General features: G+C 67.5%; 13 protein-coding genes. All 13 read left to right on the top strand.

All coding sequences use genetic code 11. From position 1 onward, the window contains the following. Window positions 1–21 precede the first annotated feature (21 nt). Window positions 22–585, top strand: a complete 564-nt coding sequence (gene efp, locus Q7514_RS01495) for an elongation factor P (RefSeq protein ID WP_054719624.1) — start codon at window positions 22–24, stop codon at window positions 583–585. Next, window positions 586–1,110: a transcription antitermination factor NusB gene (gene nusB / locus Q7514_RS01490; RefSeq protein ID WP_330131499.1), complete on the top strand. Its 525-nt coding sequence runs from the start codon at window positions 586–588 to the stop codon at window positions 1,108–1,110. Window positions 1,111–1,332: 222 nt separating this feature from the next. Beyond that, complete coding sequence (gene pyrR / locus Q7514_RS01485; protein WP_330131498.1) at window positions 1,333–1,950, top strand: bifunctional pyr operon transcriptional regulator/uracil phosphoribosyltransferase PyrR; 618 nt, start codon at window positions 1,333–1,335, stop codon at window positions 1,948–1,950. Continuing rightward, a complete protein-coding gene (locus Q7514_RS01480) occupies window positions 1,947–2,888 on the top strand; it encodes an aspartate carbamoyltransferase catalytic subunit (protein ID WP_330131497.1) in 942 nt (313 codons plus the stop codon). Before pyrR ends, Q7514_RS01480 begins: the two co-directional genes overlap by 4 nt. Further along, window positions 2,885–4,240, top strand: a complete 1,356-nt coding sequence (locus Q7514_RS01475; protein WP_330131496.1) for a dihydroorotase — start codon at window positions 2,885–2,887, stop codon at window positions 4,238–4,240. Before Q7514_RS01480 ends, Q7514_RS01475 begins: the two co-directional genes overlap by 4 nt. After that, a complete protein-coding gene (locus tag Q7514_RS01470) occupies window positions 4,240–4,731 on the top strand; it encodes a PH-like domain-containing protein (protein WP_330131495.1) in 492 nt (163 codons plus the stop codon). The genes Q7514_RS01475 and Q7514_RS01470 overlap by 1 nt, the downstream gene beginning before the upstream one ends. Before the next feature lie 105 nt (window positions 4,732–4,836). After that, a complete protein-coding gene (gene carA / locus Q7514_RS01465) occupies window positions 4,837–6,021 on the top strand; it encodes a glutamine-hydrolyzing carbamoyl-phosphate synthase small subunit (protein WP_330131494.1) in 1,185 nt (394 codons plus the stop codon). Continuing rightward, entirely contained in the window at window positions 6,021–9,359 is a 3,339-nt protein-coding gene (gene carB / locus Q7514_RS01460) for a carbamoyl-phosphate synthase large subunit (RefSeq protein ID WP_330131493.1), read from the top strand. Before carA ends, carB begins: the two co-directional genes overlap by 1 nt. Continuing rightward, window positions 9,356–10,198 (top strand): orotidine-5'-phosphate decarboxylase, encoded by an 843-nt coding sequence (pyrF, locus tag Q7514_RS01455; protein ID WP_330131492.1) that lies wholly within the window; start codon window positions 9,356–9,358, stop codon window positions 10,196–10,198. Before carB ends, pyrF begins: the two co-directional genes overlap by 4 nt. 400 nt (window positions 10,199–10,598) lie before the next feature. Further along, window positions 10,599–10,919: an integration host factor, actinobacterial type gene (gene mihF, locus Q7514_RS01450; protein WP_054720859.1), complete on the top strand. Its 321-nt coding sequence runs from the start codon at window positions 10,599–10,601 to the stop codon at window positions 10,917–10,919. A gap of 5 nt (window positions 10,920–10,924) precedes the next feature. Beyond that, window positions 10,925–11,536 (top strand): guanylate kinase, encoded by a 612-nt coding sequence (gene gmk, locus Q7514_RS01445; RefSeq protein WP_330131491.1) that lies wholly within the window; start codon window positions 10,925–10,927, stop codon window positions 11,534–11,536. A gap of 91 nt (window positions 11,537–11,627) precedes the next feature. Next, window positions 11,628–11,930, top strand: coding sequence for a DNA-directed RNA polymerase subunit omega (gene rpoZ, locus Q7514_RS01440; protein ID WP_054720830.1), 303 nt, complete (start codon window positions 11,628–11,630; stop codon window positions 11,928–11,930). Beyond that, window positions 11,927–13,198, top strand: coding sequence for a bifunctional phosphopantothenoylcysteine decarboxylase/phosphopantothenate--cysteine ligase CoaBC (gene coaBC, locus Q7514_RS01435; RefSeq protein WP_330131490.1), 1,272 nt, complete (start codon window positions 11,927–11,929; stop codon window positions 13,196–13,198). The genes rpoZ and coaBC overlap by 4 nt, the downstream gene beginning before the upstream one ends. Window positions 13,199–13,223 lie beyond the last annotated feature (25 nt).

Genomic DNA, 13,223 nt, shown 5'->3' with positions numbered 1-13,223 from the left:
ACTCTAGGAGACGCGAAGTAAGTGGCTGACACCAGTGATTTCAAGAACGGGCTCGTTCTGAAGATCGAAGGCCAGCTCTGGCAGATCATCGAGTTCCAGCACGTCAAGCCGGGCAAGGGCCCCGCGTTCGTGCGCACGAAGCTCAAGAATGTGACGTCGGGCAAGACTGTCGACAAGACGTGGAATGCCGGTGTCAAGGTCGAGACCGCCACGGTCGACCGTCGCGACATGACCTACCTGTACAACGACGGCACCGACTACGTCTTCATGGACGGCGAGACCTACGACCAGATCTCGATCACGCCCGAACTGCTCGGCGATGCCGCGAAGTTCCTGCTCGAGAACATGCCGGTCCAGGTCGCAACCCATGAGGATGTGCCGCTGTTCGTAGAGCTGCCCGTCACGATCGAGCTTGTCGTGAAGCACACCGACCCCGGCCTGCAGGGTGACCGCTCCACCGGTGGCACCAAGCCCGCGACCCTCGAGACCGGCGCCGAGATCCAGGTTCCGCTGTTCATCAACACCGGTGACAAGCTCAAGGTCGATTCCCGCGACGGCAACTACCTGGGGCGAGTGAACTCCTGAGTGTCCGGTACCCAGAAGAAACTCGGAGCCCGTCACAAGGCACGTAAGCGCGCCGTCGACCTGCTGTTCGAGGCGGAGGCCCGCGATACGCACCCGGTCGACCTCGCGGCCGATCGGGTGGAGCTCGCCGTCCGCGACGATCAGGTTGCGCCGGTGCCGCCCTACGCACAGACGATCATCCGCGGTGTCGCCGAGCACCTCGACGAGATCGACCGCACGATCGCCGACCACCTGCACGAGTGGACCCTCGATCGTCTGCCGGCCGTGGATCGCGCGATCCTGCGGCTGTCGGTTTGGGAGCTCTTCCACACCACGGATGTGCCGCCGGTGGTGGCCGTCGACGAGGCCGTCGAGCTGGCCAAGCAGCTGTCGACCGACGACTCGCCTGCCTTCATCAACGGTGTGCTCGGCCAGATCGTGACGCTCGCCGACCAGGTGCGTGCTGCAGCAGCAGCCACCTCGGCACGTCCGGTGGCCGGGAGTGGGACCACCGACGCGGACTCGGCAGGTACCGACCGGCCCTGACGGGCCCCACTCCGCTGTTCCGTGTCGAGCGGGTCCGTCCAGGTTCGCCTGGTGGGCCCGCTCGAGACGTTTTTCCTCGATGTCGACGGCCGACGTTCCCGAGCGGCTGTGTTGAGCTTCACCTGCGAACCAGGCCGGACGCTGCCGGCCCGCTGATAGGCTCATTGACCGTCAGGCATCCTTTAACGACCCGTCCAGTGAGGCGGAGAAGGAGGTCGCTGGATGGCCATGTCCGAGGACAGGTCCACAGCTTCACCCGAGTCGACACCCGATGTGTCCGCACCGGCCCGCGAACTACTGTCCGCTGCTGATGTGAGCCGGACCATCGCGCGAATCGCGCATCAGATCATCGAGAAGACCGCACTGGATGCCTCCGACGACCGCGCACCCCGCGTCGTCCTGCTCGGAATCCCGACCCGCGGCATCACCCTGGCCAACCGCCTCGCCGACCGCATCGAAGAATTCTCCGGAGTGCGGGTCCCCGTGGGGTCTCTCGACATCACCCTCTACCGCGACGACCTGCGCACCAAGCCTCACCGTCCCCTCGAACGCACTTCGGTGCCCGAAGGAGGCGTCGACCACACGCTCGTCGTCCTCGTCGATGACGTGCTCTTCTCCGGCCGTTCGGTGCGTGCCGCCCTCGACGCTCTGCGCGACCTCGGCCGGCCCGACGCCGTCCAGTTGGCCGTGCTCGTCGACCGCGGACATCGCGAACTGCCGCTGCGCGCCGACTACGTCGGGAAGAACGTGCCGACCGCGCGTACCGAAGACGTCCGAGTACTGCTCGACGAACAGGACGGCCGTGATGCCGTGGAAATCTCGGGAGGCAAGACCTCGTGAAGCACCTGCTCTCCATCGCGGACCTGACCCGGGACTCCGCGACCGAGCTTCTCGACGACGCCGAACGCTTCGAACAGGCATTGCTCGGCCGTGAGGTCCGCAAGCTGCCCACGCTGCGCGGCCGCACTGTGATGACGGTGTTCTTCGAGAACTCCACCCGTACCCGCGTCTCCTTCGAGGTCGCCGGAAAATGGATGAGCGCGGACGTGATCAACGTGTCCGCGTCGAGCTCGTCGGTGGCCAAGGGCGAGTCGCTGCGCGACACCGCACTGACCCTGCACGCCGCCGGCGCGGACGCCCTGATCGTCCGACATCCCGCATCCGGTGCCGCGCACCGCATCGCGGAGTGGACCAACGAATCCGGATCGGGCCCCGCGGTGATCAACGCCGGCGACGGCACCCACGAACACCCCACCCAGGCGCTGCTCGACGCTCTGACGATCCGCCAGCGGCTCGGCTCGGTCGAGGGCCGCCGCATCGCGATCGTCGGCGACGTCCTGCACAGCCGCGTCGCCCGATCGAATGCGCTGCTGTTGAGCATGCTCGGCGCGGAGGTCGTGCTCGTCGCCCCGCGTACGCTGCTGCCCGTCGGGGTCGAAACGTGGCCGGTGACCGTCGCAGACTCGCTCGACGCCGAACTGCCGGCACTCGACGCGGTCATGATGCTGCGCGTGCAGGCCGAACGCATGAACGGCGGGTTCTTTCCGTCCGCGCGCGAGTACTCGATCCGCTACGGACTCAGCGCCCGGCGTGCCGCGATGCTGCCCGAGCACGCCGTGGTGCTGCACCCCGGTCCGATGCTGCGCGGCATGGAGATCGGATTCCCGGTCGCCGATGCACCGCAGACCGCCGTCCTCCAGCAGGTCACCAACGGTGTGCACGTCCGCATGGCCGTGCTCTTCCGGCTGCTCGTCGGCGCGGAAGGGGAGCTGTCATGACCCACCCCTCAGGAACAGGAGATACACCGGTGACGCCGCAGGTGCTCATCCGCAACGTCCGGCTCTACGGCGAAGGGGATCCGGTCGACGTCCTGCTCGGCGACGAACAGATCCTCGAGATCGGCACCGCCGTCGCTGCGCCCGCCGACGCGTCCATCATCGACGGAACCGGGCAGATCATGCTGCCCGGATTCGTGGATCTGCACACCCACCTGCGTGAACCAGGCCGCGAGGACACCGAGACGATCGAGACGGGCTCGGCCGCAGCCGCGCTCGGCGGTTACACCGCTGTCTTCGCCATGGCCAATACCGACCCGGTCGCCGACTCGGTGGTCATCACCGACCACGTGTGGCGCCGCGGCCAGGAATGCGGCCTCGTCGATGTGCACCCGGTCGGGGCCGTGACCGTGGGGCTCGAGGGCAAGCAGCTCGCCGAGATGGGCACCATGGCGGCAGGTCTCGGCCAGGTCAAGATGTTCTCCGACGACGGCAAATGCGTCTACGACCCGCTGATCATGCGGCGCGCACTCGAATACTCCGGCTCGCTCGGAGTGCTCATCGCGCAGCACGCGGAAGAACCGCGCCTGACGGTCGGCGCGGTCGCGCACGAAGGCCCCACCGCAGCCCGGCTCGGGCTCGCCGGGTGGCCGCGCGCGGCCGAGGAGTCGATCGTCGCTCGCGACGCACTGCTCGCCCGTGATGCGGGGGCTCGCGTGCACATCTGCCACGCTTCCACCGCCGGCACCGTCGCGCTCGTCGAATGGGCTCGTGCGCAGGGTATTTCGATCAGCGCCGAGGTCACGCCGCACCACCTGCTGCTCGACGACTCGCGGCTCGAGACCTACGACGCAGTGAACAAAGTCAACCCGCCGCTGCGTGAACGCTCCGATGTCGAAGCGCTCCGCCGAGGCCTGGCCGCGGGCACCATCGACTGTGTGGCCACCGACCATGCTCCGCACGCCGAGCAGGACAAGTGCTGCGAGTTCTCCCAGGCCCGCCCGGGCATGCTCGGACTCGAGACGGCTCTGTCGATCGTGATCGAGACGATGGTGCGTCCCGGGCTGCTCGACTGGCGTGGCGTCGCGAAGGTGATGAGCGAGCGGCCCGCGCAGATCGTCGGACTCGACGATCAGGGTCGACCGCTCGCGGTCGGTGAACCCGCCAACGTGGTGCTCGTCGACCCGGACGCCGAGTGGACCGTGAGCGGACCCGACCTGGCAAGCATCTCGCACAACACCCCGTACGAAGCGATGACCCTGCCGGGCAAGGTCACGGTCACCGCGCTGCGCGGGCGGATCACTGCCCGTGACGGTGCGGTGGTCCCGCGTCCCGGCGGAAAGTGGGCGCTCTGATGGACCGCATTCTGCTGACCCTGGCCTTCGTCGCACTATGGGTGGTGTTGGTCCTGCTGATGTGGAAGGGCTGGCGGGGACGTGCCCGGCGGCAGGCCGATGCCGTGGGGGAACTGCCCGCGCTGCCCGAAGATCTCGGCGGTGAACTCATCGCCCCGAGCACAGGCCTGTACGTGGGCAGTACCCTCGCCCCGAGCTGGCAGGACCGCATCGCCGTCGGGGACCTCGGGCACCGCGCAGAGTCGGAGCTGAGCCGCCACACCAAGGGCATTCTGCTGAGTCGCACCGGTGAGACACCCATCTGGATTCCGCAGGACTCGATCCGCGCCATCCGAACCGAACGGGGACTCGCGGGGAAGGTGATGACCAAAGACGGCGTCTTGGTCATCCGCTGGGAGTTGCCCTCGGGTACCGAGATCGACACCGGATTCCGAGGCGACGACAAATCGGTGTATCCGGCCTGGACGCGCGAAGAGAACGAAAACTCATAGGACTGTGACGATCACAACGACGATGACGATCACGACAATCACGACACGCGAGAATTCAGCCCCTGCGGCCGGCTCTGGTGAGGTCGAACAGAACGGAGACAACGCATGAGCGGCAGAACCTTCGGCGGTGGCACCGCAGTGTTGGTCCTCGAGGACGGGCGCGTCTTCCGAGGTGTCCCTTTCGGCGCCGTCGGGCAGACCCTCGGCGAGGCCGTGTTCAGCACCGGCATGACCGGATACCAGGAAACTCTGACCGACCCCAGCTACCACCGTCAGATCGTCGTGGCCACCGCGCCGCAGATCGGCAACACCGGCTGGAACCAGGAAGACAACGAATCGGTCGGGCCGACCGGCGAGGCCTCCGAATCGAAGATCTGGGTGGCCGGATTCGTGGTCCGCGATCCGTCCCGCCGCACGTCGAGCTGGCGTGCCACCGGATCGCTGCAGGACGAGCTCGAGCGACAGAACGTCGTCGGCCTCGCGGGAATCGACACCCGCGCGCTGGTGCGGCACCTGCGCACCCGTGGCTCGATGCGCGCCGGCGTGTTCTCCGGCGACGCTCTCGCATGGAAGGGCGACGACCTCGACATCGACACCCTCCTCGATCGCGTCAAGAGCCAGCCGTCGATGCTCGGTGCCGACCTCGCCGGTGAGGTGAGCACCAGTACCGGATACATCGTCGAACCCACCGACGGTGACGCCCGCTTCACCGTCGCGGCGATCGACCTCGGCATCAAGACCAACACCCCGCGCATGTTCGCGCAGCGCGGCATCCGCGTGCATGTGCTGCCGTCCACCGCGACGCTGCACGACATCCTGGATCTGAAGGCCGACGGCGTGTTCCTCTCCAACGGCCCCGGCGACCCGGCCACCGCCGACGGCGCGGTGCACCTGACGAAGGAGGTGCTCGGGCAGGGGCTGCCGCTGTTCGGTATCTGCTTCGGCAACCAGATCCTCGGCCGCGCGCTGGGACTGGACACCTACAAGATGAAGTTCGGCCACCGCGGCATCAACATCCCGGTCGTCGAACACGAGACCGGCCGTATCGCCATCACCGCGCAGAACCACGGGTTCGCGCTCGAAGGGGAGGCGGGCCAGGAGTTCGACACCCCGTTCGGACGCGCCGTGGTCAGCCACACATGTGCCAATGACGGCGCCGTCGAAGGCGTCAAGATCGCCGACGGCTCCGCGTTCTCCGTGCAGTACCACCCGGAAGCGGCTGCCGGACCGCATGACGCCGCCTACCTTTTCGACCGTTTCACCCGCATGCTCGAGGGAGAGAAGAACTGATGCCACGCCGTACCGATCTCTCCCACGTCCTGGTCATCGGCTCCGGTCCGATCGTCATCGGTCAGGCCTGCGAGTTCGACTACTCCGGCACCCAGGCCTGTCGGGTGCTGCGCGAGGAAGGCCTGCGGGTCTCGCTCGTCAACTCGAACCCCGCCACGATCATGACCGACCCGGAGTTCGCCGACTCGACCTACATCGAGCCGATCACCGCCGAATTCGTCGAGAAGGTCTTCGCGACCGAGGCGGCGAACGGCACCCCCATCGACGCGGTGCTCGCGACACTCGGCGGTCAGACCGCACTCAACACCGCAGTTGCGCTGTCCGAGCAAGGAATCCTCGACAAGTACGACGTCGAACTCATCGGCGCCGACTTCGACGCCATCCAGCGCGGCGAGGACCGGCAGAAGTTCAAGGACATCGTCGCCAAATGCGGCGGCGAATCCGCCCGCTCGGCTGTCTGTTACACGATGGACGAGGTTCGCGCGACCGTCGCCGAGCTCGGTTACCCCGTCGTGGTTCGTCCGTCGTTCACGATGGGTGGCCTCGGCTCGGGAATGGCGTACGACGAGAAGGATCTCGAACGCATCGCCGGTGGCGGTCTGGCCGCATCGCCGACCGCGAACGTCCTGATCGAGGAGTCGATCCTCGGATGGAAGGAATACGAGCTCGAGCTGATGCGCGACGGCCGCGACAACGTCGTGATCGTCTGCTCGATCGAGAACGTCGACCCGGTCGGCGTGCACACCGGTGACTCGATCACCGTCGCCCCCGCCATGACGCTGACCGACCGCGAATACCAGGCGATGCGCGACCTGTCGATCGCGATTCTGCGCGAGGTGGGTGTCGACACCGGCGGCTGCAACATCCAGTTCGCGATGGATCCGCGTGACGGGCGACTCGTCGTCATCGAGATGAATCCGCGCGTGTCGCGCTCTTCGGCGCTCGCCTCGAAGGCGACCGGCTACCCGATCGCGAAGATGGCCGCCAAGCTCGCGATCGGTTACACCCTCGACGAGATCGTCAACGACATCACCAAGGAAACCCCGGCCTGCTTCGAGCCGACGCTCGACTACGTCGTGGTCAAGGCCCCGCGGTTCGCGTTCGAGAAGTTCCCGGGCGCCGACGGCACCCTCACCACCACCATGAAGTCCGTCGGTGAGGCGATGTCGATCGGCCGCAATTTCACCGAGGCCTTCGGCAAGGTGCTGCGCTCGCTCGAAACCAAGCGCGCCGGATTCTGGACCGGCCCCGAGGTGGAGGGCACTCTCGACGAGCTGCTCGAAGCGATCAAGACTCCTACCGACGGACGCTTCTACCAGATCGCGCGCGCACTCGATCTCGGGGCGACCGTCGAGCAGCTGTTCGACGCCACCAAGATCGACCCGTGGTTCCTCGACCAGTTCCAGCAGATCATCGAGCTGGGGGAGGACGTGCGCTCGGCCGAGGAGTTCGGCGCGACCGAGCTGCGGTACGCCAAGCACCACGGGTTCTCCGACCGGCAGATCGCGGAGCTGCGTCCTGCACAGTTCTCGTCCGAGAACGACGTACGAGCCCTTCGCGGGGAGCTCGGCATCCACCCCGTGTACAAGACGGTCGACACCTGTGCCGCCGAGTTCGAGGCGAAGACCCCCTACCACTATTCGACGTACGAGCTCGACCCCGCCGCTGAGACCGAGGTCGCACCCCAGCCGGACAAGCCGAAGGTACTCATCCTCGGCTCGGGCCCCAACCGCATAGGGCAGGGCATCGAGTTCGACTACTCGTGTGTGCATGCGGCACTGACCCTGTCGGAGGCCGGTTACGAGACCGTCATGGTCAACTGCAACCCGGAGACGGTGTCCACCGACTACGACACGGCCGATCGCCTGTACTTCGAGCCGCTCACCTTCGAGGACGTGCTCGAGGTGTATCGCGCCGAATGCGAATCCGGCACGGTCGAGGGCGTGATCGTGCAGCTCGGCGGACAGACCCCGCTGGGGCTCGCGCGCCGCCTCCAGGACGCGGGTGTACCGATCGTGGGCACCAGCCCCGAGGCCATCGACCTCGCGGAGGACCGCGGCGAATTCGGTCGAGTCCTCGACGAGGCGGACCTGCCGGCCGCGAAGTACGGCACCGCCACCACGTTCGACGGCGCACGCGAGATCGCCGCCGGAATCGGCTACCCGGTGCTGGTGCGCCCGTCGTACGTACTCGGCGGTCGCGGCATGGAGATCGTCTACGACGAGAAGGCACTGGCCAACTACATCGAGAACGCCACCGAGATCTCCGACGACCGCCCCGTACTGGTCGACCGATTCCTCGACGACGCGATCGAGATCGACGTCGACGCCCTGTGCGACGGCACCGAGGTGTACATCGGCGGCATCATGGAGCACATCGAGGAGGCCGGCATCCACTCCGGTGACTCGGCGTGCGCGCTGCCCCCGATCACCCTCGGCCGCGCCGACATCGAGAACGTCCGCCGTTCCACGGCAGCGCTGGCGAAGGGCATCGGTGTCAAGGGTCTGCTCAATGTCCAGTACGCACTCAAGGACGACATCCTGTACGTCCTCGAGGCGAACCCCCGCGCGAGCCGCACGGTGCCGTTCGTGTCGAAGGCCACCGCGGTGCAACTCGCCAAGGCGTGCGCGCGGGTGATGCTCGGGGAGAGCATTGCCGAACTGCGTGGCTCGGGCATCCTGCCCGCGACCGGCGACGGCAGCGACACCCGGCTCGACACCCCGGTCGCGGTCAAGGAAGCGGTGCTTCCGTTCAACCGGTTCCGTCGCGCCGACGGCACCGGCGTCGACACCCTGCTCAGCCCCGAGATGAAGTCGACGGGTGAGGTCATGGGAATCGACGAAGACTTCGGCACCGCGTTCGCCAAGAGCCAGGCCGCCGCGTACGGTCCGCTGCCCACCTCCGGCGTGGTGTTCGTCTCGCTCGCGAACAAGGACAAGCGGTCGATGATCTTCCCGGTCAAGCGTCTCGCAGATCTCGGTTTCCACGTGATGGCCACTGTCGGCACTGCGGAGGTGTTGCGCCGCAATGGTATCCCGTGCGAGCAGGTGTACAAGGTGTCGGGTGAGGACCGCCCGGAGGGTGCTCCGGACATCGTCGACCGGATTCGCGCCGGCGATGTCGACATGGTGATCAACACCCCGTGGGGCAACTCCGGTCCTCGCGTCGACGGGTACGAGATCCGCAGCGCGGCGGTCGCGGCCAACATTCCGTGTGTCACCACTGTGCAGGGTGCGTCCGCTGCAATCCAGGGCATCGAAGCGGCCCTGCGCGGTGACATCGGGGTCTCCTCGATCCAGCGTCTGCAGGCGCGGCTGCGCGACAGCGTCGCACAGTGACCGAGCACGCAGCAAGGAGGCCGTTCGGGGAGCGGCTCGCGTCGGCCCTGGCCGAGCGTGGGCCGCTGTGTGTGGGCATCGACCCGCACCCGCAGCTGCTCACCGAATGGGGCCTGCCCGTCGATGTGGCCGGGCTCGAGACGTTCAGTGAACGGTGCGTCGAGGCGTTCGACGGGGTCGCGCTGGTCAAGCCGCAGGTAGCGTTCTTCGAGGCGTTCGGGTCGGCGGGAATCGCCGTCCTCGAACGCGTCATCGGAGCGCTGCGGAGTTCGGGCACCCTGGTGCTCGCCGACGCCAAACGCGGTGACATCGGCTCGACGATGGATGCCTACGCACGCACCTGGCTCTCCGACACTTCTGAGCTGCGCTCCGACGCCGTCACGGTGTCGCCCTATCTGGGCTTCGGAGCGCTCGCTCCGGCCCTGGAGCTGGCGGCACAGACCCAGCGCGGGGTGTTCGTGCTCGCCGCCACCTCCAACCCGGAGGGCGCCCAGGTGCAACGCGCAAGGGTGGACGACGGACGCACCGTCGCGCAAGTCATGGTCGACGAGGCGGCCGCCCGCAACACAGGCGCCGTGACGCTCGGATCGGTGGGTGTGGTGGTCGGGGCGACCCTGGCGGCCGCGCCGGACGTCGGTGAGCTGCGCGGGCCGATTCTGATGCCGGGAGTGGGGGCGCAGGGCGGTACCGCGGACGACGTGCGTCGTCTCGCGGGCGATGCGCTCCGGTCGGTGGTGCCGAACGTCTCACGTGAGGTGTTGCGCGCCGGGCCGTCCGTGGCGGCATTGCGCGCTGCGGTGGCCCGCGCGGTCGACGGGTTCTCGTTCCTGCAGGCTTGATCCTCGGGGCCTGACCACGGCCCGAACATGCACGGTGCACGCCTTTTCCCAGCTCTGCGCCCTGCGCGACACGCGCAGGGCGCAGATTTTTTTCGTGCCGCGCTCGGAGGACGCTGCGCTCCGTGCGCGGCGTCGGGGCGCACCTGCCGCCGGAACGTGATCGAGGCGGTGTCATATGTCTCTCACCTGCGGTTTTTCTTCGGTGGGGGAGTTGATCGTCGTTCGGGGAGTGCTTCGACCTGCGCGTTACGCGCTGCGGGATCCGCGTGCATTACCGCACGGATTTTCGAGTGGAACGGCGGGGGTCGGGTTCGCAATCGTCGGCTTGCGTGAGTACGGTCGCTATCGCCGCTGGTTACAGCGGTCGAAGACTGTTTTCCAACGATGAGACGGAGGAACCGTGGCCCTTCCCCAGCTGACTGACGAGCAGCGCGCCGCTGCTCTGGAGAAGGCGGCTGCTGCCCGTCGTGCCCGGGCAGAGCTCAAGGAGCGCCTGAAGCGTGGCGGCACCGACCTCAAGCAGGTGCTCGCTGATGCCGAGAACGACGAGATCCTCGGCAAGATGAAGGTGTCTGCCCTGCTCGAGGCACTGCCGAAGGTCGGCAAGGTCAAGGCGCAGGAGATCATGACCGAACTGGAGATCGCTCCCACCCGCCGTCTGCGCGGACTCGGCGATCGCCAGCGCAAGGCACTGCTTGCCAGGTTCGATTTCGAAGCCTGAGCACCGTGGTAGCTGACGCACAACCTGTGGCGGACAGCGCACCCGAGACGCGAAGGGGTCGGCTGGTCGTTCTGGCCGGCCCCTCCGCTGTCGGGAAGTCGACTGTCGTGCGCCGCCTGCGCACCCTCATCCCGGATCTGCTGTTCAGCGTGTCGGCGACGACGCGCGACCCACGACCCGGCGAAGTCGAGGGACACGACTACTACTTCGTCACCCGGGATGCCTTCGACCGCATGATCGACAACGGCGAGCTGCTCGAATGGGCGGACATCCATGGTGGCCTGCAACGGTCCGGAACCCCGGCCGCACCCGTCAGGGAGGCGCTCGACGCCGGCCGCCCTGTCCTCGTCGAGGTCGACCTCGCGGGAGCCCGCGCTGTCCGCACCGCGATGCCCGAGGCCACACTCGCATTCCTTGCACCACCCAGCTGGGAGGTACTCGTCGAGCGCCTGACCGGCCGTGGCACCGAATCCGACGACGTCGTGGCCCGCCGGCTCGAGACCGCGCGCACCGAACTCGCCGCGAAGGACGAGTTCGACACTGTGATCGTCAACGACGATGTCGACCGCGCTTGTGCAGAGTTGGTATCCTTGTTGGTTGGACCCCACGTCACCTAGCCGATGTTCGCGACCGACACGTCGGTCGAGGGCGGTTCGGGTGCGCGTCCGCCCCAGTTTTCATTCCCGCCAATACTCAGGAGAACACCGAGTGAGCAGCATTCAGGCAGCCGCGACCGACACGGCGGGCAACGCCCTCCCGGTCTACGACCCCCCGCTGGGTATCACCAACCCGCCGATCGACGAGCTGCTCGAGCGTGCGTCCTCGAAGTACGCGCTGGTGATCTACGCGGCCAAGCGTGCCCGCCAGATCAACGACTACTACAACCAGCTCGGCGACGGCATCCTCGAGTACGTCGGCCCCTTGGTCGAGCCGGGCCTGCAGGAGAAGCCGCTGTCGATCGCGATGCGCGAGATCCACTCGGATCTGCTCGAGCACACCGAAGGCGAGTGAACGCTCCGGCTGTCGACGGCGCCCCGGACTCCGGGCGCCGTCGCGTCGTCGTCGGGGTTGCCGGTGGCATCGCCGCATACAAATCCTGTGCCCTGATCCGTGCACTCACCGAGTCCGGGCACCAGGTTCGTGTCGTGCCGACCGAATCCGCTCTGGAGTTCGTCGGGCGTGCCACCTTCGAAGCGCTTTCCGGGAACCCTGTGCACACGGGTGTGTTCACCGATGTGCCGCAAGTACCGCACGTGCGGCTCGGTCAGGAAGCCGATCTGGTCGTGATCGCCCCCGCGACCGCCGACCTCATGGCGCGCGCCACGACGGGACGCGCCGACGATCTGCTGACCGCGACACTGCTCACTGCGCGTTGTCCGGTGATGTTCGTGCCCGCGATGCACACCGAGATGTGGGAACACCCCGCCACGGTCGAGAATGTCGCCACCCTGCGGCGCCGCGGCAACATCGTCGTCGAGCCCGCGTCGGGACGCCTGACCGGCAAGGACACCGGAGCCGGGCGCCTGCCCGAACCGGACGAGATCTTCGCGCTCGCCTCACTGCTGCTCGAGCGTGCAGATGCGCTGCCCCGAGACCTCGCCGGTCGCCGTCTGGTGATCTCCGCCGGCGGTACCCGTGAACCGCTCGACCCCGTCCGTTTCCTCGGCAACCGCAGCTCCGGCAAGCAGGGTTACGCGCTCGCACGCCTCGCCGCGCAACGTGGCGCCGACGTCACGCTGGTCGCCGGGGCCGTCGCCGGACTCGACGATCCGGCCGCCGTCGACGTGGTGCGGGTCCAGACTGCACAGCAGATGGGCGATGCCGTCGCCAAACACGCAGTCGGTGCCGATGCCGTCATCATGTCTGCGGCGGTCGCCGATTTCCGTCCTGCGGCCTTCGCCAGCAGCAAGATCAAGAAGGGCGCGGGGGAGCCGGACTCGGTGGCCCTGACCAAGAACGACGACATCCTCGCCGGCCTGGTGCGGTCCCGCAACGACGGCGCCCTGTCGGCCGATACGGTGATCGTCGGGTTCGCCGCCGAGACCGGCGACGAGCAGGGCGACGTCCTCACCTACGCCCGTGCGAAGCTCGCCCGCAAGGGATGCGATCTGCTCGTGGTCAACGCCGTCGGTGACGGCAAGGCGTTCGAAGTCGACCACAACGACGGATGGCTGCTCGCGGCAGACGGTTCGGAGACCGCGCTCGCGCACGGCTCCAAGGCGTTGATGGCCAGTCGCGTGCTCGACGCATTGCGTCCGCTGCTTCCGCCGCCGAGTTGATCGGGCTGCGCTCAGCACTTTTGCT

The sequence above is a fragment of the Rhodococcus artemisiae genome (genome assembly GCF_036327795.1).
In the GTDB taxonomy this organism is placed as follows: domain Bacteria; phylum Actinomycetota; class Actinomycetes; order Mycobacteriales; family Mycobacteriaceae; genus Rhodococcus; species Rhodococcus artemisiae.
The sequence above is the reverse complement of the archived record's forward strand: the minus strand, read 5'-3'. Positions and strand labels throughout refer to the sequence as shown.

Excerpts from the sequence above, each read along its gene's own strand:
- Q7514_RS01475 (WP_330131496.1), top strand. The coding sequence starts at position 2,885 with ATGACCCACCCCTCAGGAACAGGAGATACACCGGTGACGCCGCAGGTG.
- Q7514_RS01470 (WP_330131495.1), top strand. The coding sequence starts at position 4,240 with ATGGACCGCATTCTGCTGACCCTGGCCTTCGTCGCACTATGGGTGGTG.
- pyrR (WP_330131498.1), top strand. The coding sequence starts at position 1,333 with ATGGCCATGTCCGAGGACAGGTCCACAGCTTCACCCGAGTCGACACCC.
- carB (WP_330131493.1), top strand. The coding sequence starts at position 6,021 with ATGCCACGCCGTACCGATCTCTCCCACGTCCTGGTCATCGGCTCCGGT.
- carA (WP_330131494.1), top strand. The coding sequence starts at position 4,837 with ATGAGCGGCAGAACCTTCGGCGGTGGCACCGCAGTGTTGGTCCTCGAG.